This is a genomic window from Nocardiopsis gilva YIM 90087, from assembly GCF_002263495.1.
GTDB classification, from domain to species: Bacteria; Actinomycetota; Actinomycetes; order Streptosporangiales; family Streptosporangiaceae; genus Nocardiopsis_C; species Nocardiopsis_C gilva.
In genome coordinates this window covers 3,618,516-3,640,198 of sequence record NZ_CP022753.1, presented here as the reverse complement: position 1 = coordinate 3,640,198, position 21,683 = coordinate 3,618,516, and the positions used below count along the sequence as shown (strand labels likewise).

General features: G+C 71.6%; 16 protein-coding genes. 4 read left to right on the top strand and 12 right to left on the bottom strand.

What is annotated here, in order from left to right; translation table 11 throughout:
- Nucleotides 1–138: 138 nt before the first annotated feature.
- From CDO52_RS16590 to CDO52_RS16540, 11 genes are all read right to left on the bottom strand, one after another.
- The gene (locus tag CDO52_RS16590; protein WP_152471548.1) at nucleotides 139–1,308 is read right to left on the bottom strand and encodes a chromosomal replication initiator protein DnaA; all 1,170 of its coding nucleotides are present in this window, start codon (nucleotides 1,306–1,308) and stop codon (nucleotides 139–141) included.
- Nucleotides 1,309–1,688: 380 nt separating this feature from the next.
- Nucleotides 1,689–2,111 carry a hypothetical protein gene (locus CDO52_RS16585; RefSeq protein WP_017617829.1) on the bottom strand — a complete coding sequence of 141 codons (423 nt, stop codon included), beginning with the start codon at nucleotides 2,109–2,111 and terminating at the stop codon, nucleotides 1,689–1,691.
- 168 nt (nucleotides 2,112–2,279) lie between these two features.
- On the bottom strand, nucleotides 2,280–2,744 hold the full coding sequence (locus CDO52_RS16580; protein ID WP_017617828.1) for a cupredoxin domain-containing protein: 465 nt from the start codon (nucleotides 2,742–2,744) through the stop codon (nucleotides 2,280–2,282).
- Between the two features lie 264 nt (nucleotides 2,745–3,008).
- Nucleotides 3,009–4,196 carry an oxygenase MpaB family protein gene (locus CDO52_RS16575; RefSeq protein WP_017617827.1) on the bottom strand — a complete coding sequence of 396 codons (1,188 nt, stop codon included), beginning with the start codon at nucleotides 4,194–4,196 and terminating at the stop codon, nucleotides 3,009–3,011.
- 163 nt (nucleotides 4,197–4,359) lie between these two features.
- Nucleotides 4,360–5,475, bottom strand: a complete 1,116-nt coding sequence (locus tag CDO52_RS16570) for an HAD-IIIC family phosphatase (protein WP_017617826.1) — start codon at nucleotides 5,473–5,475, stop codon at nucleotides 4,360–4,362.
- A gap of 1 nt (nucleotide 5,476) precedes the next feature.
- Nucleotides 5,477–6,649, bottom strand: coding sequence for an acyl-CoA dehydrogenase family protein (locus CDO52_RS16565; protein ID WP_017617825.1), 1,173 nt, complete (start codon nucleotides 6,647–6,649; stop codon nucleotides 5,477–5,479).
- A gap of 5 nt (nucleotides 6,650–6,654) precedes the next feature.
- The gene (locus tag CDO52_RS16560) at nucleotides 6,655–6,918 is read right to left on the bottom strand and encodes an acyl carrier protein (protein ID WP_017617824.1); all 264 of its coding nucleotides are present in this window, start codon (nucleotides 6,916–6,918) and stop codon (nucleotides 6,655–6,657) included.
- 14 nt (nucleotides 6,919–6,932) lie between these two features.
- Nucleotides 6,933–7,781: a 3-hydroxyacyl-CoA dehydrogenase family protein gene (locus tag CDO52_RS16555; RefSeq protein WP_017617823.1), complete on the bottom strand. Its 849-nt coding sequence runs from the start codon at nucleotides 7,779–7,781 to the stop codon at nucleotides 6,933–6,935.
- Nucleotides 7,782–7,860: 79 nt separating this feature from the next.
- Nucleotides 7,861–10,050: a beta-ketoacyl synthase N-terminal-like domain-containing protein gene (locus CDO52_RS16550; RefSeq protein ID WP_094932509.1), complete on the bottom strand. Its 2,190-nt coding sequence runs from the start codon at nucleotides 10,048–10,050 to the stop codon at nucleotides 7,861–7,863.
- 265 nt (nucleotides 10,051–10,315) lie between these two features.
- Nucleotides 10,316–15,403, bottom strand: a complete 5,088-nt coding sequence (locus CDO52_RS29125; RefSeq protein ID WP_094932508.1) for a type I polyketide synthase — start codon at nucleotides 15,401–15,403, stop codon at nucleotides 10,316–10,318.
- 5 nt (nucleotides 15,404–15,408) lie between these two features.
- Nucleotides 15,409–17,154: a fatty acyl-AMP ligase gene (locus CDO52_RS16540; protein ID WP_017617820.1), complete on the bottom strand. Its 1,746-nt coding sequence runs from the start codon at nucleotides 17,152–17,154 to the stop codon at nucleotides 15,409–15,411.
- A gap of 636 nt (nucleotides 17,155–17,790) precedes the next feature.
- Here CDO52_RS16540 and CDO52_RS16535 point away from each other — a divergent pair.
- The 3 genes from CDO52_RS16535 to CDO52_RS27600 all read left to right on the top strand — a co-directional run bounded on the left by CDO52_RS16535 (nucleotide 17,791) and on the right by CDO52_RS27600 (nucleotide 18,887).
- On the top strand, nucleotides 17,791–18,366 hold the full coding sequence (locus tag CDO52_RS16535; protein ID WP_017617819.1) for a thioredoxin family protein: 576 nt from the start codon (nucleotides 17,791–17,793) through the stop codon (nucleotides 18,364–18,366).
- A gap of 207 nt (nucleotides 18,367–18,573) precedes the next feature.
- On the top strand, nucleotides 18,574–18,720 hold the full coding sequence (locus CDO52_RS27605; RefSeq protein WP_157745610.1) for a hypothetical protein: 147 nt from the start codon (nucleotides 18,574–18,576) through the stop codon (nucleotides 18,718–18,720).
- On the top strand, nucleotides 18,717–18,887 hold the full coding sequence (locus CDO52_RS27600; protein WP_017617817.1) for a hypothetical protein: 171 nt from the start codon (nucleotides 18,717–18,719) through the stop codon (nucleotides 18,885–18,887). Before CDO52_RS27605 ends, CDO52_RS27600 begins: the two co-directional genes overlap by 4 nt.
- A gap of 167 nt (nucleotides 18,888–19,054) precedes the next feature.
- Here CDO52_RS27600 and CDO52_RS16530 read toward each other — a convergent pair whose 3' ends face one another.
- Entirely contained in the window at nucleotides 19,055–20,206 is a 1,152-nt protein-coding gene (locus tag CDO52_RS16530) for a S1 family peptidase (protein ID WP_026125632.1), read from the bottom strand.
- Between the two features lie 691 nt (nucleotides 20,207–20,897).
- Between CDO52_RS16530 and CDO52_RS16525 the strand changes: the two genes are divergently transcribed.
- Nucleotides 20,898–21,638 carry a FadR/GntR family transcriptional regulator gene (locus CDO52_RS16525; protein WP_051060678.1) on the top strand — a complete coding sequence of 247 codons (741 nt, stop codon included), beginning with the start codon at nucleotides 20,898–20,900 and terminating at the stop codon, nucleotides 21,636–21,638.
- The last annotated feature ends 45 nt before the right edge of the window (nucleotides 21,639–21,683 follow it).

The window sequence follows — 21,683 nt, the reverse complement described above, 5'->3', positions numbered from 1 at the left end:
GGCACCCGGTCCGCGGCGGAGACCAGATTGTGGGGCGTGTCCATGACGATTCGGTAATGGCACACATGCGGCGGCGCGGGCGGAATGGACGGTTTGGAACCGGGAGTGCCGACCGTCGGATCGACGCCGCTTGGGTTCTCACGCGTCCACGCCGAGGTCCGTGTCGTCCCCTACGGTCGGGGACGGCGGACGCGGCTCGGTCAGGGGCATGAGCATGTCCCGGGACAGCTCCTCGCCGTTGCGGAAGACGACGACCTCGTCGCCGGAGATCTCGTAGCGGAAGGGGCCGCTCTCGGCGACGTACCCGTTATCGGTCACCTCGGCGGGTACGAGCGTCCCGCTCTCCGGCTCGGCATAGTACTCCCCGTAGTAGAAGAGGCGGCCGCTTTCGGTCCGGCACAGCGTGATCAGCTTGTCCGCGGACATGAACGCCTCGACGAGGGTGCCTTCCTCGGGCTGCGGGAAGAGTCGGGCGATGCGGGCCGGGCAGTCGGATTCGTCCGGCGCCGAGGAGGCGCGCTCGTCATCGCCGCCCGGCGTCGGGGCCGGTGCCGCGGGCCGCGCCGCCCCCGCCCCGGAGTTCGCGGGTTCGTCGCCCTGGTGCGCACAGCCGTACAGGAGCAGGAGGAGCAGGGGCGGCACGAGCAGTCCGAGGAGACCGGCGGAGGTGAGGTTCCGGCGGACCCGTCCGACGAACGAGGAGTCGGTGATCGACGCGTGGCGCTCATGGCGCCCGTGCCGCAGCTCCGCCAGCTCTGGCGTGTCGAATCCGGAGAGGATTCCCGGTTCCGTCGCGTCCTGTGGCCCGGAGGGGCACTCCCCGGGGACGTGGGGGAGGGGGGCTGTGTCCGGCCCCCTGCCGGCGGGTGGGGGGACGTCACCGCTGGCGGCGTCGGCGTCCGCCCACGGTTCTCGGGGACCGCCGGGGGTGCACGGGGTGGCGAGCAGATCGCCGTCGCGCCCCGGGGCGGGCTCCTCGCTCGTTTCACGGCCCGACGGCTCCGCCAGTGTCGATCGGATGCCGTGGGCGTCGTCGATCGGGCGGCCCTTCGGCGGTCGGCGGTTGCCGCAGTACCGGCAGGTGCCGTCCCGTGTGTCGTTGCCGCTGGCACAGACCTGACAGCGCCACGCACCGGCGGGCGGGGGCACCGCTCGCGGCTCCCCGTCGGCCGCCGGTTGCGGGGCGGTGGCCGTGCCGGATTCGGTCGTCGCGCCGGTCTTCCGTAGATCACCGCAGTTCAGGCATGTTCTACGGTCGAGGTTGTTGTAAAAGTCGCACCGTGGACACCACCACGTGGACTTCGCCATCGCGCCCTCCCTTTCCGCGCCCCTCCGAGGGGTGGCGGACGCGTCGGACGCGCAGAACAACGTGGTGGGGGACTGTGAGCGGCAGTCCCCGCATGTGCGGTCTCACTCGTCCGCCCGAGGCCCTGGCGCACCGGGGTCGTCCGTCGGACGCGCGGCCCCGATCGCACGGACGTGCGGGGAGCCGTTCGGCGGAGTCGTCTCTGACGCTGGGCACAGCGGGTTACATGGTTGTGGGGGTGCCTTCACCCAGCGTTGATCGCCCGGTGCGATCCGGCCACCTCTCCGAGTGACTGCCGCGACCCTATCGAATTCTGGAGAGCGAGTGAAAGAGGTCTCATCCGTCGTCGTTATGCGAATCAGCCGAATGCGGGCGGGAGTGCTCAGCCGGTCGGGCGGTGGGTCGAACGCGCCGTCCAGGACCAGGCCAGAATCCAGGTCACCAGGATGACGAGGAGCATCGCCCCGGGAACGTGAAGCTCCAGCATGAGGTGGCTGCCGAAGTACCCCTGGGCGAAACCGGCGCCGAAGGCGACGGCGCTCACGACAGCGGGCCACAGCGGGCCGTTGCCCGGACGCCAGAGCAGAGCCGCCGCGAGGATCTGGAGACCGCCGACCACGTGCACGATGATGGCTCCGACCCCATGGATGGGAAGGGCCGAGTCGTCCTGTACGAGGATGCGGCCGGCGCTGACGAACTCCACCACCAGCAGTGCAGCGTGCAGCAGCACGGTCACCCGCAGCCCCCACAGGAACGTCGTTGTCGGGGCGGTGCCGGCGGCGGTGGTGAGGCGGGTGTCGGACATGGCGGAAGCCTCCGTTGTGTCGTCCGCGGCCCGAGCGGGCGGCGTGGGAGGGATGGGGGAGCGGGGTGGAAACGGAGCGGTGAGCGGGGGCCTGGACGCGGGCGGCCGGATCGGCCCCGGGCTGATCCGGCCGGGCGGTGGGCGGTGCGCCGGTCGGCTTCGCGGCGCCTACTCCACGGTGACCGTGGTCTCCATCCCCTGCTCGCGGTGGTTGCCGATCGAGCAGTAGATGGTGTACTCGCCCGGCTCCAGGTCGACCGTCCCGCTGGCCTGCTCGCCCGGTCCGGCCTCGACCACCTTCTGGTCGCCGATCTCCTCGATCACGAGGTTGTGCTGCGCTTGGCCCACGTTGTCGAAGTCGAACTTGATCGTTCCGGCCGGGAGGGTGTCGGGAATGCCCGCGAAGGAGAACTCACTGGCCTTGACGGGAACCGTCTCGGCGGTGGTCTCGTCGTCGGGCGTCTCCTCTCCTGTGTCTTCTGTGTCGCCCGCCGTGCCGCCTCCCGTGTCCTGCTCTGTTTCCTGCTCTGTGGTGATGGTGTCCTCAGCGGTGGGCTCCTGTTCCTGGCCGCCGCAGGCGGCCAGACCGAGCAGGGCGGCGAGTGCTGCCGCGCTCAAGGCGAGACGGGACATAGGGGACCAGCTCCTTCGATATCGAGCGCCGGAAGCGCGCGTTTTCCTATCTGGAGACGATTGCGCTCTCGGTAAGGAACACGGTTGACGTGCCCGGTCAGTTCGATCTCGGCGCGAAACTACACATCGGAACTTTTTCCGAGTCAACTACCCGGATCTCGGTCAACCGATTCCCGGAGCCCGGGTGCGGTCCCCGAACCCGTCGGCAGCGGTCCGGTGCCGCATGGGCATACCCACCACGCTGGTCCCCTGGGTATGCCCGGCCTATCCCCGGTCGCCGTCGGGCGCCACCTCGGCCTGGTACTCGGTCCGTCCCAGCCCCGCGAACTCCTGTCGGCGGTGCGCGACCGTCTCGACCATCGCGAGATCGCGCGAGGCCGCGCTGAACTGCTGCCACCGCCGCGCCCGCGCATTGCCCATCGCGATCACCGGCAGGAACGGAGCCACGTCCACGCGTTCGATGCCGAGTGCGTCGGCGGTGGCGTCGCCGTGGAACAGCCGGGTCAGCGCCGCCAGCAGAGCGCGCGTGTGCGCCCGCTCCATCCCGAGGGACTGCCCGAGCGGCCCGTCGGTGAGCACGTCGAGCAGCGCGGCCACGAGTCGGCGCGCGTTGTCGTCCGGCTCGGCGTTGGTGGCGTCGATCGCCGACAGCAGCGCGTCAGCCGACGCGTGGTCGGTCACGGGCCGGTACCACTCCGGGTCCAGCCCGAGCAGGTGGGCGAGGAACGCCCAGTAGCGGTAGAGCTCGGCTTCCTCCTCGGCACTGGTCGCGATCCCCACCTTGCGCAGCGCCGCATACGGGATGACGGTGAAGTCGAGCCAGGTGCGGGCCGTGTCCGTCTGGTTGATCGGGATCCCCCAGGTGTCGGTGTCCCACCCCCGGCGCAGCGCGCCGGCGCGCACGCGGGCGTGCAGCAGCCGCACGTGCACGGTGTCGAGGTAACCCGGGGCGCCGCGCAGCAGCCCGCCGGGCAGGATCGCGTTGGTGCGCCACAGCCCGGTCTCGGCCAGGCGGCGCGCGGCCGTGACGGTCAGCTTCCCGGTGCCGGTGAGCACACGCGCGATCCCGGGCGCGCTGTAGGTGTGGACGAGGGACCCGAGCGCGAACGCGATCGTGCTCCAGAACGGGTCGACCGACAGGCTGGTGGTGTCACCCCGTCGCAGCATCTCGGCGTCGATCGGGAAGGGCGGCGTCTCGCTTTCCCGCAGCAGCGCCGCGATCGCCGGGGGCGCGGAGTCGAGCGCGCCCAGGCCGTGGCGGAGCCCGGCGTCCAGGGTCGCGCGCCCCTCCCGCCCCAGCGTGTCCAGTTCGGCGATCGCGGCGTCGGCCACCGGGTCGCCGCGCCGCAGGCCGTGGGAAACGAGGCTGACGGCCTGGGAGTGGTGACGCTCGCGGGCGTCCTCCTCGCGAACGAGTCGGGCAGGGGCGGTCGGCACGGGCTCGTGCGGCATGCGGCAGGTCCTCCGTTGTCGGGAAGCGCGACAGGTGTGGTTACCGGGGGGTAGGACGTCGACCCGTGATCATTCCATGACGCGATCGGCGGCCGGACACCGGGTTTCCCCCGTCGCGGTGTGCGGGCCGCGGCGGGGGACGAGGCCGCCGCGGCCCGCCCGGCTACCCGACGTCCGGCACACCTCGGAAGGTCAGGTGCTCCGGCGGCTCCTGGACGCGTGCCAGATCCGCCTCCAGGACCGTCCGGGCGCCGTCCCGGAGGACCTCGCGGAATCCGGCGAACTTGTAGGTGACGTACATCTGCCGGTTGCGCCCGGTCTCGATGAAGTCGGCGCGCAGGCCGACGCCGTTGTCGCGCGCCAGCCACATCACGTGGTTGAGCAGCACGCTGCCCACACCCCGCGCCATCACCCGGCACGACATCAGCATCAGCCGCAGCCGCCAGTGCTCCACACCCTTCTCCACCAGTGCCAGGCCGATCTTTCCGTAGGGCCCGAAGCGGTCCTCCAGGTCGGCCACCAGCAGCAGGTGGTCGGGCGACGAGCGGAACGCGTCCAGCTCGTCATAGGAGAACGTGTGCCCGGTGGAGTTGAGCTGGTTGGTGCGCACGGTCAGCTCCTCGGCCCGCTTGAGGTCCTCCTCGTGGGCCGCGCTGACGGTGAACGTCATCCGCAGCGAGGCGAGGAAATCCTCGTTGGTGCCGACGAACTCCTGCTCGACCTGCTCCCGCTCGATACCGCTCTGGTACATCCGGCGGCGCAGGCGCGACTCGTCGGTGATGAAGCGCGGCACCAGCTCGGGCCGCTCCAGCGCCTCCTCCAGCTCGGTGACCTCAACGCACACCACCTCCGGGTGGGTGAACTCCACCTCCGCCAGCTCGAACGGCTGGTCGTCGACGAAGGCCATCGCGTCGATGCCCAGGTTGAGCCGCTGGGCGATGGTGGCGATACTCGACGACTTCGGGTTCCAGCCGATCTGCGGGTACAGGAAGTACTCGCTGAGCCCGAACGCGGTGAGCCGCTCCATCGCCGCGTCGGGGTCGTTGCGGCTGGCGATCGAGTTGAGGATGCCGCGACCGTCAAGGGTCCGGATCGCCTCAACGACCTCCGGGCGCGGGATGACCTGGCCGTCCTCCAGCAGAGTGCCGTCCCAGACGGTGTTGTCGAGGTCCCAGACCACGCACTTGACGCGCCCCTGGCGGGGCTTGGCGGGGGCGTGGGCGCCGCCTGCTCCCGCCGAGGCGGTGCCGACGACCGGTTCGGTTTGGTTGGTGGACATCTCAGCGGTCCTCCGATCCGGACAGGGAGGGGGTCGCACGCGCAGCCGCCTGCTGGAATGCCTCTTCGGCGATCGTGAGCTGCTGAATCTGCGAGCTCCCCTCGATGATCTCCATGATCTTGGCGTCCCGGTAGTAGCGGCCCACCGCCGCACCGCCGCCGCAGCCACTGGCCCCGTGGATCTGCACCGCGTCGGAGGCCGCGCTCATGGCCGCTGTCGACGCGAAGTACTTGGCCATCCACGTGGCCATCACCGTCTTGGGGCTCGCCTCGTCCTTGAGGGTCCCGGCGCGCTGGCACAGCAGGCGGCCGGCCTCCAGGTTGGTCACCATGTCGCTCAGCATCCGCCGGATGAGCTGGTGCTCCCGCAGCGGTACCGCGCCCGCCACGCGTCGCGCGGTGTAGTCGGCGCAGGCGTCGACGCACGCCTGCAAGATCCCCACGCATCCGCTGGCCACGCTGTAGCGCCCGATGTCGAGGGCGCCGGTGCCCACAAGCGACAGGCCCATGCCTTCCGGGCCGAGCAGCGCGTCCGGGCCCACCTCGCAGTCGCGGAACTCCAGCTCGGCGAGCATGCTGCCGCGGGTCCCCATGATGTCGGTCAGCGGTCGGACGCACAGCCCGGGCGTGGCGCGGTCGACCAGGAACGCCGACATGCCGGTAGGGGCTTTGGCGAACACCAGGTAGACGTCGGCGATCTGCCCGCAGGTGATCCACTTCTTCGTGCCGTTGATCAGGAACCCGTCGTCGGTGCGGGCCGCCGTGGTGGCGATCCGCCCGGCGTCGCTGCCCGCCTCGGGTTCGGTCAGGCAGAACGCGCCCAGTCTGTCGCCGCTGGCCAGTCCGGGGAGCCGGGCCGCTTTCTGCTCGGCGGTGCCCCAGCGGTGCACCGCGAAGGCCACCATGCTGTGCACCGTGAGCAGGCTGCGCACCGAGGAGCAGGCGCGCCCGACCTCCTCGTGCAGGGCGCCGAACGTCACCCGGTCCATCCCGGGGCCGCCCGCCTCGGCGGGCAGGATGGCGCCCAGGTAGCCTTCCGCGGCCAGGCGCTTGATCAGCTCCGACGGGATGCGCTGTTCCCGGTCGAACTCCTCGGCGTGCGGGACGATCTCGCCATCGGCGAACGCCCGAAAACGTTCTCGGGTGCGGGCGAGGGTCGCGAGGGTATCGGCCACTCCCCTCACCCCTTCGCCGCGACGTCACGGCCCGAGACGCGCTCGACGAGTGCGGCCATGGCGTCCACGGTGCGGAAGCCGTCGAGGGCGAGCTCCTCGTTGGGGATGCTGAGCTGGAAGTTGCTCTCGATGAACAGCACCAGCTCCATCGCGAACAGGGAGTTGACGAAGCCGAGGCGGAAGATGTCCTCGTCGTCGCGGAGGTCCAGGTCGGGGTAGCGGCCGAGGATGAACTCGCGGAGGGCGGCCTTGATCTGCTCTGTCGTCATCGTTGCTCCCGTTTTCAGCTCTGGTAGGTGAAGAAACCCTGGCCCGACTTGCGGCCGTGCAGGCCGGCGTCGACCATGCGGCGCAGCAGGGGGCACGGGCGGTACTTGCTGTCGTTGAAGTCCTCGTAGAGCACCTCGAGGCTGTGCAGGATGGTGTCCACGCCGATCAGGTCCGCGGTCTGCAGCGGCCCCATGGCGTGCCCGAAGCACCGCTCGAACAGCCGGTCGATCTCCGCCGGTTCGGCGACCTTCTCCTGCACCAGGTAGATCGCCTCGTTGATGGTGGGCATCAGCACCCGGTTGGAGACGAAGCCGGGGGAGTCGTTGACCACGATCGCCTCCTTGCCCATCGTCGACAGCAGCTCCTTGGCGGTGTCGAGCGTGGCGGTGGAGGTGTGGTGGCCCATGATCACCTCGACCGAGGGCTTCAGCGGGACGGGGTTCATGAAGTGCATCCCGATGACCTGGGACGGTCGCGACGTCAGCGACCCGAGACGGGTGATGGATGTGCACGAGGTGTTGGCGGCGAAGCACACATCGGCCCGGCACACCGTGTCCAGGACGGGGTAGAGGTCCAACTTCTGCTCCCACTTCTCGGTGATGTTCTCGACGACGAAGTCCACCGGGGCGAGGGCGTCGTACTCGACCGAGTACTCGACCTTCCCCGCGGTGGTCATCGCTGGCTCCGCGCCGGGCCTGGCCAGCAGGCGGCTGAGCCGGGTGTTGCGCGCCAGCTCGGCGGCGGCCTGGTCCAGGATCTCCTCACTCACGTCGACCATGACGACGTCATGACCGCTTTGCACGAGGCTCTGGGCCGTGCCGACTCCCATCACTCCGGAGCCGACGATTCCGACCAGCGACATGCGGACACTCCTTTCTCTCGGTTCACTCGGGGTTCTCGGGTCTTCTCGGCGGCGCCGCGCGCCGCCGGCCCCCTCGCCCCTAGTCGATCCAGTGCCGTCGGCTCTGGAAGGGGTAGGTGGGCAGCGGGATCCGGCGACCGGGTCCGTCGGGGTGCAGCCCGGCCCAGTCGATCCGGAAACCGGCCAGCCACAGTCGGCCGGCCAGCTCGTACAGCGCGAAGCGGGCGCCCTCCGCGCGGCACAGGTCAGGGGAGAACGCGGGGATGACCCCCGGCGCCGCGGAGGCGGCGCCGACCTCGATGACGACGCCGTCGGGCTCGACCGCCGCGCAGTGATCGTCGGTGGGCCACGGGCCGCCGGCGCGCAGGCACTCCAGCGCGTCGGACATCGTGAGCGTCCCGGCGAGGCACCCGGCCGCAAGGCGCCCGACGCCCTGCCCCGTCACCAGCCGCGGCGTCACCCCGAGCGCGGTGATCGTCCGGCCGAGGGCGTAGTGGGCGACGAACGTGGCGACCTCCGGGCCGGTGCCCGGCGCTTCCTCATGCCCCGCGCACGCGCGCAGGGTCGCCTCGCACTCCTCGGCCGCCGCGCCGTAGGCGGGGTCGACCGCGCGGAGTTCGGCGGTGAGGTCGCTCAGGGCGTCGTCGTCGGGCAGGCGCACCACGCCCTCGCCCTCGGCGCCCGCCCCCGCCTCGGCGGAGGTCCGGGCCGGATCGTCGGCACCGAGCGCCGCGATGGCCTCGGGCACGCCGCGGCAGACGACGAACCTGCGGTGCGCGAAGGGCGTGCGGCCGGTCTGCAGGGTGTGGGCGACGTCCCGCAGGTCCAGGTCGGGTCGGCGCTGCAGGTGTGCGCGCAGCCGTGCGACGGCCGCCTCCAGCGCCTCGGGCGTCTGCGCTGACACCGGCAGCAGGTGCGGCGCGCCCGCGTGCGGACGCGGTCGCTCCGGCGGCTCCGGCGCCTCCTGCAGGATGGCGTGGGCGTTGGTGCCGCCGATGCCGAAACTGTTCACCGCAGCGCGCCGCGGACTGCCGCAGCGGCGCTCCCACGGCGCGGCCGTGGTCTGCATCCGGAACGGGCTGTCCGGCGCGGCCAGGAGCGCGTTGGGTTCGGTGTGCTCGATCGTCGGCAGCAGGGTGCGGTGGTGCAGCATCAGCGCCGTCTTGATCAGGCTGGCGATCCCCGAGGCGTGCTCCAGATGGCCCATGTTGGGCTTCAGCGCGCCGATGGGGCACGAGCGCGGCGCGTGTGCCGGGGCGTAGACCTGGGCCAGGGCGCTCAGCTCGATCGTGTCGATCACCATGACGCCCAGCCCGAGCGCCTCGATGTAGTCGACCTCCCCGGCCGCCACCCCGGCGTTGGCCAGCGCCTCGGCGGCCACCCGCGCCTTGCCGCCCCGCCCGGGTGCGGCGTACCCGGCGCGGGCACCGCCGTCGCAGTTGACGGCGGTGCCCAGGACGGCCGCGTAGACGTGGTCGCCGTCGGCGTGCGCGTCGGCGAGCCGCTTCAGCGCCACCACGCCCAGCCCGTTGCCGATCACGGTGCCCCGCGAGTCGGCGTCGAAGCTGCGGCACGACCCGTCGGGGGACTGGGTGCCGACCTCGTCGTAGCGGTACCCCGTGGCCTGCGGCGTGTGGATCGCCACGCCCCCGGCCAGGGCCAGATCCGTCTCGTAGCCCAGCAGGCTCTGGCACGCCAGGTGCACCGAGGTCAGCGCCGAGGAGCTGAACGTCTGCACGGCGATGCTGGGACCGCGCAGGTCGAGCTTGTACGACACCATCGAGCACAGCGAGTCCCGGTCGTTGCCGACCGCGTACAGCATCCGCTCGGACTCGCGCCGCAGCTCCGGCGCGACGTCCACGCCCCGCTGTCCGCTCAGCCGCGCCAGGTAGGAGGGGAAGCCGCACCCGGCGAACAGGCCGACGGGCATGCTCGGCCCCATCGGGTCGTGCCCGGCGTCCTCCATGGCTTCCCACACGCACTCCAGGAACAGCCGGTTCTGCGGGTCCATCGCGGCGGCCTCGTCGGCCGTGAAGCCGAAGAACTCGGCGTCGAAGTACTCCGCTCCGGCCACATCGGCCGTCACCGGAACGAACGCGGGGTCCGCCACGGCCTCGGGGGCCAGGGCACGGCGCTCCTGGTCGGTGAGCGGTCGGATCGACCGCACTCCGGCCGCCAGGTTGTCCCACAGGGCGCCCACGGAGTCGGCGCCGGGGAAGCGCCCGGACAGCCCCACGATCGCCACGGCGGAGTCGAGGTCGATACTCATGCGAGGACCTCCCTTCGCGCGGTCCGACCCAGGAGGGAGGCGGCCGTCGCCGTCACCGCGGGCTCACCGGCTCCGCTCTGCTCAGGGTCTGCTGCCGAGTGGAGGCCCGCTGGTCCCGCGAGCGCACGGGGGCCGGGCGTACGCCGCGTGCCCGGACCGTGTTGGCATCGGTCCTCCGTCGGGGCGGCGTGCCGTGGGCGCGGTTCGGCGGCGTTCGGTGCCGCTACCCCCCGCCGACGGCCACTGCCGTGGCGTGACACCGGCATTAGGACGCCTCCCCCCGGTTCGCGCGGCGCAGCAGGCGCTGGCGGCGCATCCGGCCGCGTTCGGCATCGGCGTCCAGCTCCTCCGTGGCGGTCGCGCCGTCGGGCGGGTCGCCCTCGACGAGACCGGCGAGGCCGCGCACCGTCGGTGCCTCCAGCAGAGCCGCCGCAGACAGCCGCACGCCCGTCTCCTTCTCGATCGCGGCCACGATGGCCAGGCCGACCAGGGAGTTGCCGCCGAGGTCGAGGAACGGGTCGTCGATCCCCACCCGGTCGATACCGAGGCGGTCCTGCCACAGGCCGGCGACGCGCTCCTCGGTCGGGGTGCGCGGGGCGACGTAGGGCGTGCGCAGCTGCGGCCGCGGATAGCGCTGCAGCGGGACGGCGCTCTCCCCGGGCAGTTCCGCCAGGCCCGCCCACTGTTCCGCGGCCGCCTCCATGGCCTGCGGGATGACCAGGGCCTGGGCCGTGTCGGCCGCGAGGATCCGTGGCAGCAGGTCGTGGCCCTCGTCGAAGGTGATCCCGTAGCGCTCGCGCAGCTGCTCGACGGCCGCGAGTCCCTCGGGGCGGTCGGCGAGCACGGCCGCCTGCCAGGTGTCCCAGCGCCACGGACCCCAGTCGATCGCCACCACCCGGCATCCCGGCGGTGCCGCCTGGGCGTAGGCGTCGAGGAACGCGTTGGCCGCGCAGTAGTCGCTCTCGCCCAAGCCGCCGAGGATGGCGGTGGCCGAGGAGTACAGCGCGATGAAGTCGGGCGGCTGCTCCTGCTCCGCCAGAGCCTCGGCCAGCGCGAGGGTGCCGGCGACCTTGGGCCGCAGCACCCGGTCCATCTGCTCGGTCGTCTTGGCCTGGACCAGGCCTTCTCCGGGCACACCGGCGGCGTGGACGACGCCGTGTACGGTTCCGAAGCGCTCGCGGGCGGCGGCCACGACGGACCGGGCCTGGTCGGGGTCGGCGACGTCGGCGGCCAGCGCCACCACCTCGGCACCGGCCGCTTCCAGGTCACAGATGCCCTGGAGCCTGCGGCGCACCTCCGGCGGTGTGTCCTCGGAGGCCAGCAGCTCCGGCCAGTGGTCGCGCGCGGGCAGCGGTGTGCGGCCGACCAGGGTCAGCCGGGCGGCCACCGTGCGCGCCAGGTGTTCGGCCAGGGCGAGCCCCAGCCCGCCCAGCCCGCCGGTGATCAGGTAGCTGCCGCGCTCGCGCCACACCTCGCCGGGCTCGGCGGCCGGGACGGGCGTGTGCTTCCACCCCCGGGTCCACCGGCGGCGGCCCCGATAGGCGATGACCTCGGCGGAGTCGGCGAGCGCGACCTCCCGGCCCAGGCGCTGGGCCGACTCCGGGATGTCCCACGGCTCGCACAGGTCGAGGTCGACCACCCGCGCGCGGACGCTCGGGTACTCCAGGTCGATGGAGCGGCACACGCCGAGCGCGGTCGCGCGCTCCGGGTGGCGGCCGTCGTCGCCGGTCACCGCCAGGGCGTTGGCCGTCAACGCGACGAGCTCCACCGGCGCGCCCGGCATGGTCCGCCCCAGCGCCTGGGCGAGGAACACCAGGCTGTGCGGTCCTGCCGCCATCGCGGCGGGGGCACCCGCCCGGCCGGTCCGCTGCTCGCGCAGGGACCAGGCGTGCACGATCCGGCGCACCGGGCCGTGCCGCTCGGTGACCTCCCGCACCAGGTCGGCATAGGCCTCGGCCGAGCCGGGGTCGATGGACAGCGGTGCGGGGGTGGGACCGGCACCGGTGGCCGCCTCCGTCCCCGGGGCGTCGCCAGTGCGGGGCTGGACCACGACCGGGGTGCCCGTGCCCGTCGACGTCAGCCACGCCGCCACGCCGTCACACACGCCGTCGGCGTCGGCGAACAGCAGCCACACCTCGGGCTCGGCCGGGCGCGGCGGGCGGGGAGCCGGGGTCTGCTCCCATACGGGGGAGTGGCACCAGTCGGCGAGGTCGGGCAGCTTGCCCTCGGGCCGGACCGCCGGGCGGGCAGGCGCGCCCCGGGGACGGTCCCCGCCGTCGACGGGGGACGGCCAGTAGCGGGTGTGCTGGAAGGCGTAGGTGGGCAGCGGCACGAGCCGACCGGCCGGGCCCCGGCTGTCCAGCTCGACCCCCTGCTCCCACAGCCGCCCGGCCGCGCGCAGCAGCACCTCCGCGTCGTCGTCGGGTTGGTGCTCGGGGCGCATCGAGGCGACCGTGGCGGCGCCGTCGCGCAGCACCTGCATCGCCAACCCGGACAGCGTCTGCCCCGGCCCCACCTCCACCAGGACCGGCGCGACGCCCTCGCCCACGGTCGCCAGACCGTCGGCGAACCGGACGGTCGAGCACGTGTGCGCGGCCCAGTAGCCCGGGTCGCGCGCCTCCGCGTCCGTGATCCAGACGCCGGTGAGGTTGGCGGCGAACGGAATCCGCGGGGCGGAGCGCGGCACGCCCCGCACGACCTCCTCCAACCGCTCGGCCACGGGAGCCAGCAGGTCGCAGTGGAAGGCGTGGGTGGTCCGCACCCGCTGACGGGCGACGCTGTTGAGTTGCGCCTCGAACTGGGCGACGTCCGCGGACGCGCCGCTCACCACCGTCATCGCCGGACCGTTCACCGCCGCCACCGACAGGCCGGGCCACAGCATGGCCCGGACCTGCTCCTCCGGCGCCGCCACCGCGACCATGGCGCCCGCGGCGGTCTCCTGGATCAGCCGGGCGCGCTCGGCGACCAGGTGCAGCGCGTCGTGCAGGGAGAACACGCCCGACAGGCAGGCCGCGACGTACTCGCCCAGGCTGTAGCCGATCAGCGCCGAGGGGCGTACCCCCTGGCTCATCCACAGCCGGGCCAGCGCGTACTCGGTCACGAACACGGCCGGGTGGGCGATATCGGTGCGGTGCAGCGGGGAGCTCGGGGCATCGGCCTGGGCACGGCCCATGAGGGCGCGCAGGTCCATGCCGCCGGGCGGCGACCCGGTGCCCTCGCGCTCCCCGGTGTCGGTGAAGACCAGGTCGCGGATGTCCCGGCCGAGCGGCGCCCGCAGGATCTCGGCGCACTCGTCCACCGCCGCGCTGAACGCCTCGAAGCGCTCGTAGAGGCCCCGCCCCATTCCGGCGTACTGGTCGCCGACGCCGGGGAACATGAACACCACCGGCGCCGCCGCTCGGGCCCGCACGCCGATGCCGACGCCGCCTTCCGCCTGCTGGGCCAGGTCGGCCAGGGCGGCGCGCGCGTCGCCGGTGTCGCGGACGACCAGGGCGCGGCGGTGGTCCAGCGCGCTGCGGCCGGTGCGCAGCGTGTGGGCGACATCGCCGATGGCGGGGGTGCTGCCGCCGCTCTCGGCGGAGCCCAGGTGATCGGCGAGTCGTCCGGCTGCCGCGGCGAGCGCGGAGTCCGAGGCCGCCGACAGAGTGAGCAGGTGCGGATGGTGCTGCTCGGCCTCGGACACAGCTGCGGACCCGGTGGAGGGCGCCTGTTCCAGTACCGCGTGGGCGTTGGTCCCCGACCACCCGAACGAGCTCACCCCGGCCACACGCGGGCCGCCGTCATCGGGCAGCGGCAGGGGGTCCTCGGGCAGCACCAGGGTGGCTGCGGCGTCCTTCACCGCCGGGATCGGCCGCTCCAGGTGCAGGTTGCGCGGGACCTCCCCGTGCTGGAGCACGAGCACCGCCTTGATCAGCCCGGCCATGCCCGCCGCGCCCAGCAGGTGGCCGACGTTGGTCTTGACCGCGCCCACGACCAGCGGCTGCCGTTCGGCGGGCCGCGGGCCGAACGCCTCGGCCAGGCCCTCGATCTCCAGGGAGTCGCCCAGCCGGGTACCCGAGCCGTGCGCCTCCACGTAGTCGACGTCGCCGGGCGCGGTCCCGGCCGTCGCCAGTGCCGCGCGGATCACCTCGGTCTGGGCCTGCTTGTTCGGTGCGGTGAGCCCGTTGCTGCGGCCGTCCTGGTTGACCGCGGAGCCGCGCAGCACCGCCAGCACGCGGTGGCCGTTGGCGCGCGCGGAGCTGAGCCGCTCCAGGACCACGACGCCGCAGCCCTCGCCCATGAGAAAGCCGTCGGCCGTCTCGTCGAAGGTCTTGCAGCGCCCGTCGGCGGCGAGCATGCGCATCCGGCACGCCTGGACCATTCCGTCGGGGTGCGCCAGCGCGCTGACGCCCGCGGCCAGGGCGAGGTCGCACTCGCCCTGGCGCAGGGCCTGGGCGGCCAGGTGCAGGCCGACCAGCGAGGACGAGCACGCGGTGTCCACGCTGAGCGTCGGCCCCCGCAGGTCCAGCAGGTAGGACAGGCGTCCAGCGGCCACGCTGGGTGCCGCGCCGATCCCGAAGTTCGGGTCGTCCAGGCACGCGCGCCCGTCCTGATCGAGCTGGAGCTGGGAGTACTGTCCGGTGTCCATCATGCCGAGGAACATGCCGGTGCGGCTGCCGCGCAGCCCGTCCACCGCGATCCCGGCGTGCTCCAGCGCCTCCCAGGCGACCTCCAGCACCAGCCGCTGCTGCGGGTCCATCCGCAGCGCCTCACCGGGCGATATGCCGAACAGGCCGGCGTCGAACCCGGCAGCGTCATCGTCGTCGAGGAACGCGCCGTGGCGGGTGTAGGCGCCGCCGGGACGGTCCGGGTCGGGGTCGAAGTAGGCGCTCGCGTCCCACCGCTCGCGCGGCACCTCGCGGGCCGCGTGGCGGCCGCCCGCCAGCAGGTCCCAGTAGCCGTCGGGGCCGTGTGCCCCGCCCGGGAAGCGGCAGCCGATGCCCACCACGCACACCGGGTCGGCAGCGTCGCCGCCGCCACCAGCGGCGGCGGTCGCGACCGGTCGCGGCGCCGTGGCCGCCTCGACCGCGGGCGGGGCGGAGTCGCCCTCCGGGGCGGTGAGGTAGGCGACCAGCGCGTCGATCGTGGGGTGTTCGTAGACCAGCGTGGGAGGCAGCGGGCGCTGCAGCCACTCCTCCAGCTCGCCCGAGAGGCTCACGGCGTCGGCCGAGGCCATGCCGTAGCTCTGCCATGTGTCGCGTGGGTCCACGTCCCGCGGTGGGATGCCGCTGAGGTCGGCGACCCGTTCGGTCAGCCAGGCCCGGATCCGCGCCGCGTCCGGCGGCGGTGTCGGGCCGGTGGTGTCGTCGGCCATGGTTGCTAGACCTCCTCCTGGACGCGGGTGAGCGCGGTGGTGCGGGCGGAGTCGAACGTGCCGTCGAGGACGGCGTCGCGGCAGGCGAAACGCTGCACCTTGCCGCTGGAGGTGAGGGGGATGCTGCCGGGCCGCAGGGCCAGGACGCGGCCGAGCTGCACGCCGTGCTCGGCACCGACCGCCTCCCGCACGATCTTGGCCAGCCGGTCCTCGCTCATCCCGTCATCGGGGTCGACCTCGACGACGGCGACGATCTCCTCGCGGGTGCCGTCGTCGATGGGGAACACCGCGCACGCGTGGGTGTCCAACGCCGGGTCGCTCTCGCGGATGGTGAGTTCGAGGTCCTGGGCGTAGAGGTTGCGGCCGTCGACGATGAGCACGTCCTTGATCCGGCCGGTGATGTAGAGCAGGCCGTCGTGGAGGAAGCCGAGGTCGCCGGTGCGCAGATAGGTGCGCTCGGGGGCCTCGGCGAGCGTGGCACCGAACGTCTCGGCGGTGCGCTCGGGGTCGTTGTAGTAGCCGCTGCCGACGTTGGGGCCGCTGAGCCAGATCTCCCCGACGCGGCCGGGAGGACAGGGGCGGGCGGTGGCGGGGTCGACGATCACCAGGTCGACGCCGGGGACCACCGGGCCGCACGCCACCAGGGTGCGCGACCCCGGCGCGCCGGGCGGGACGGGGACGACGTCGTGGCGCGCGAGCGCCTCGGTGTCGCAGACGAGCGTCTGCGCCCCCGTATCCGCCGGTCCGCCGCTGACCAGCAGGGTGGCCTCGGCCAGGCCGTAGCAGGGGAAGAAGGCGGTGGTGCGGAATCCGCACGGCTCGAAGGTCCGGGAGAACCGCTCGATGGTGGTGGGGCGGATGGGTTCGGCGCCGCTCAGCGCCAGGCGAAGGCCGGAGAGGTCGAGGTCGGCGCGCTGGCGTTCGTTGACCCGGCGCGCACACAGCTCGTATCCGAAGTCGGGGGCGACCGTGCCGGTCGCCGACAGCTTCGATATCGCCGACAGCCAGGAGGCGGGCCGCTGGATGAACTCCAACGGCGACATGAGCCAGGCGGGGAAGCCGTCGTAGAGGGGTGTCAGCGCACCGGCGACCAGGCCGGTGTCGTGGTGCATGGGCAACCAGCTGACCAGCGCTTGCTCTGGGTCGAGGCGGAGAGTACGGCTGATCTGGTCGAGGTTGTGCAGGGCGGCGGAGTGGGTGATCACCGTGCCCTTGGGCGCGCCGGTCGATCCTGAGGAGAACTGCAGGTAGGCGGCGTCCTCTGGGCGGGGCCGGGGCGGCCGCCAGTCGTCGGGGTCGGCGGTGAGCCGGTCGGTGGCCAGCGGGGTGATGGCGGTGGCGTGCGCACCGCTGTCCGCGCCGAGGGGAACGGCCAGCCGTGCGAGCAGGCCGCTGGTGGACAGCAGCAGGGAGGTCCCGGCCGAGGCGGCGATGGCGGCGATCCGGGCGACCGCCTGGCCGGTCTTGCGGGTGTTGGGTGGGGGGACCGGCGCGGGGATGAGCCCGGCATACAGGCAGCCGTAGAAGGCGGTGATGAAGTCCAGGCCCGGCTCATAGAGAAGCAGCGCCCGGTCCCCGGGCTGTGCGAGAGGGCGCAGGCCGGCCGCGATGACGCGCGCGGCGGCGTCCAGGCCCTGATAGGTGATGTCCGCGGTGATATCGCCCTCGGACAGAAAGCCGAAGGCAGTCGTCTCGGGCCGCGTCTCGGCGCGGTTCCGGCACAGGTCATACAGCGTCGTTGATGCGAGCATGGCCGTTACTCCGTCAGAAGTGAATATGCAGCAGGGGGTGCGCCGTTCATTCGCGTGCCGCCTTCTCAGCGAGGGTGATCGAGAAGTGCGGCCGCGCAGGCCCACGGAAATCAAACGCGAGCGGTAACAGGAAAGTACCTGTCAGTGATGTGTTTTTCCAGGGGCCTGCAAGATCATCCGCGAGAGATTTGTTAAATGCGTGTAACGCTCGGAGTGGTCCCCATGTACGCCCAGCTCAAGATGGTAGTGAAGATATTAATAAGTGCTCTGGACTAACCCGGGTGGCCAGATGGAACAAGATCAATATTTGAATCTTTTGCAGTGTCGGTGGCTGGATTGGCGGGAATTCGCCCAAGCTTCATCAAAGCCATATGCAGTGGCGTTCGTCACGCGCGGTCGAAAGTTCTATTCGTTGGCTTGCCGCTTGCCTAGAGGGGTGGTGGCTCTTGATCATTCATTTGATGGAAAACGGTCCAATGGAAAACGTCGGGACCTCGTTTATCCGTGGAGTACCGGCGCCCGTTGCCGCCCCTGTGTCGCGGTCCGCGCCGGTGGCTCCCCTCCCGGCGCATGTCGGCCGACCACCGCTCGGCTCGTCTCTGCGCTGTGACCCGCGGCATATGCGAGACTGCCGCCATGGCAGCCACGAACTCCTACATGGTCGACCTCGGTACCCCCGCTCCGGACTTCACGCTCCCCGCTGTCGGCGGGGGCACGGTGTCGCTCGGCGACTTCGACGGCGCCCCGGCCCTGGTCGTGATGTTCCTGTCCAACCACTGCCCCTACGTGCGCAGGATCGAGCAGGGCATCGGAACGGTGACCGCCGAGAACCGGGACCGGGGCGTCGCCGCCGTCGCGATCTGCAGCAACGACGTCGTCAACTACCCCGACGACGCCGCCGGCCACCTCGCCGAGCAGGCCGAGCGCGCCGGGCTCACCTTCCCCTACCTCGTCGACGAGACCCAGGAGGTCGCCCTGGCCTACCGCGCGGCCTGCACCCCCGACTTCTTCGTCTACGACGCCCAGCGCCGCCTGGCCTACCGCGGCGAGTTCGACGCCGCCCGTCCCGGCAACGACCTCCCGGCCGACGGCGCGAGCCTGCGGGCCGCACTGGACGCGCTGCTGGCGGGCAAGCCGGTGCCCGAACCGCAGACACCGAGCCTCGGCTGCGGCATCAAATGGAAGCCCGGAAACGACCCGGACGAGCGGTAGACACTCTGTTGGGATCGACTTGCAGGCCCACCAAGTAAGCCGCGAGAACGAAGGCGACCGCGCACAGCCCCACTGATCGAGGTCCGATTCCCCGGCCGTCCTCGCGGATACGAGTGCGGCTCGGATGACGCCCGCCCACAGTGGTAGGGCGGAAGCGAGAGCCGACGCCACGCGCGCACTAGCCTGCCCCGGTCGAGAGGGGACGGGATGCGTTCAGTGGACAGGCGTGGCGCGCACGCCGATGTGCACATCGAGGCGGGGTCGGGCGGGGTGTGGGACCTGGTCACCGATATCGAGCTGCCGATGGCCACCTGGCGCTACACGCTCACTCGGAGAACGGAGGTACCCGGTTGAGCCAGTCCGTCCGCCTCGGCCCCGCGCCGTCCGGGATCGACCTCGCCGTTGAGCGCGACCCCGAGAACGAGGAGCGGATCGTGGCCTACCGACTCGACCAGCTGCGCTCCGCCATGGAGGCGAACCTCGGCGGCATCCAGGAGTTGGCGGAGGGAACCGGGAGCTGACCCCGGCCCCGCAGGCGGGACCGCTGTTCCCCGGTCACGGCAGGCCGGACAGAGTGAAGCCGACCGGTGCGGAGGGTGGTGCACCGGTCGGCCGGGGACGCTGTTGGGAGCGGCGGACCCGAGGAGGGAGAACGAGGAGGGGGCCTCCCCGGGAGCGCCTCAGCCCATCAGCGGGTGAGCAGGTTCAGGTTCCACTGGTTCAGGATCGGGTTGAGCGGCTGGAAGTACGTGGTGCCGCCCCAGGTGCAGTTGCCCGAGCCGCCAGAGGTGACGCCCTGCGCCTGGGTACCGCTGACCCAGGAGCCGCCCGAGTCGCCGCCTTCGGCGCAGACGTTGGTGCGGGTCAGGCCGCGCACCGTGCCCTCGGGGTAGCGCACCGTCTGGTTCTTGGACTGGATGGTGCCGCAGTGCCAGCCGGTGGTCTGGCCGGAACGGCAGACGGAAGCGCCGACCGAGGCCTCGGCCGAACCGGTGACGTCCACCGTGCCACCCGAGTAGTCGTTGATCTGCGGGACCGCAGTGAAGCTGGAGTTGGTCACCCGCACGAAGCCGGAGTCCTGGCCGGGGAAGTTGGACTGGACCACGGTGCCGATCTGGGTGCTGTTGTTGGGCCGCTCCCAGGTGGAGCTGCCCGCGTCACCGCAGTGGCCGGCCGTGACATACCCGCCCACGACCGGGATGCCCACGGAGCAGACGTACCACGAACCGCCGTCTTGGAAGTAGTACGGGTTTCCGCCGATGAGGTCGGCGTAGGTCCGCGGGTTCTCGGAGCTCTCCTCGATCTTCACCGCGTCGGCGTCCACTCCGGCGTCGGCGATGAAGTCCTCGGCTTCGGCGGCCTCGCCCTTGGCGACGGTCACGACCACGGCGTCGCTGGCCGGATCCACGCGCCACCCGGCGATGGCAGCGTCGGCGGCCTCTTCGCTGTCGTCGAGCGCGTCCATGACCCTGTCGAGTTCGGCCTCGCCGTGTTCGACGACCTCGGCCTCGGCACCGGCGGCCTTGACCTTCTTCACCGCTTTGGTGTCGGTCACCTGGACGGTGAGTTCCTGGTCCTCGATGTCGAAGAGGGCGCCGCCGAAGTCGTCGCCGAGGGCCTTGCGCAGCTTCTTTTCGACGGCCTGCGCTTCGGTCTCGGATTCGATGAGATCGACGGCTCCGGCTTTGGTGAGGCCGAGGTCGCGCTGCATCGCGTCGAGCTGTTCGGGGGAGGCGACCGGCGGCTCAGGAGCGGCGTGCGCCGCCGGTGCCACGGCGAACGTCAGCCCAAGGGCCAGGACGGTTCCGCCGATGGTGCGGACTGTGGGGGATGTTGACAATTTTCTGCCCTTTCATAAGGGGGAAATCATTCGGAAACCGAGCCCCGGATTGCCAGGGCAGAGCCCGGATTCCTGGTCGCAGCGGACCTTGTGGGACGCGCGGCGACCGGTGCTGTTCAGCAGAAACCTGGTGAACAGTCGGGAAATCTAGAACATCTTGCGACGAAAGCGCTAGGGGTGGAGAAAGTTACGCAAATGAGCGCATTTGGAGGATGGGACGAAAGATGATCACCGGACGTGACTATTCGGACAATGATCGATCAATCGAACTGGGCAAATACGTGCCGCGTGATCACGGTCTGTTCGGGTGTCAACGTTCGGTCTAGATCGCACGTCGGAGGCGTTGGCCGGATACGGCCAATGTGGCTTGCCGAGGTTTAGGGCGTGCGAAGCCGTTAGCTATTCAGGGGACAAACCGCGACCTCCTGGGCCCATGAGAGCCGCACCCTTGCATGCGATGCTGACGCCATGCGAGGTCCCCGAAGCCCGTCGCGCCGGTGGCCCGACGCCGCCAAGCGTTCGACCAGCGTGGGACTGATGCTGGTCGTACTGGAGTGACCGCCGATACGGTGTTCCATCTCGGCGGCTATGGACGGTGGATTGTGATGGGATCCATCCGCCGCCTCGGTGGTCGTCCGCTCATGCTGTAAAATTGGGTGACCGGTCCACCACTGCTCTCCCTGGGGGTCACATGGCTATCCCGTTGCCGCAGTCGTCGGGCACACGACGTGAGGGCCCGGGTGTCGAACTCACCCGCAGGCTGCTGGAGTACCTGTTGTCCGGTGAGGTGAGGCCGGGGCAGCGCATTCCGTCGGAGCGCCAGTTGGCCGAAGCGTTGTCGGCCGGCCGGTCCACGGTGCGCGAGGCCATCAAGTCCCTGAGCCTGCTGGGCCTGCTGGAACAGCGGGTCGGGGACGGGACCTACCTGAGCCGGTCGAGTTCGGACCTGCTGCCCCAGGTGATCGAGTGGGGCCTGTTGCTGGGCGAGAAACGCCTGGACGATCTCCTCGAAGCCCGCTACTACCTGGAAGTGCAGCTGACCGGGTGGGCGGCGGAGCGTCGGACCGAGGAGCAGCTGGAGGAGCTGCGTGCGATCGCCGAGAAGATGCGCAGTGCCAGTGACGACTTCGAGGCCTATGTCGAGGCCGACATCGCCTTCCACCGCCAGCTGGCCGAGATGAGCGGGAACACCACGCTGGCCAGCGTGCTCAGTAGCGTGCGCTCGCTGCTGCGGGCATGGGCCTCCCGCGTCATCCGCACCGCCGGGGAGACCGAGACCTCCCTGGCCATGCACGAACCGATCCTGCAGGCTGTCGAGCGGGGGGATGCGGAGGCGGCGCGGGCGGCGATGACCGCGCACATGGACCGGGCCACGCGGCGGCTGCAGGCGAGCATGCCCGACGAGGAAGACGAGACCGACAAGAGCGCCTGACCCCCAGCTCTCGGCCTCGCCCGCCGCCATGCGTTCGGTGAAGAG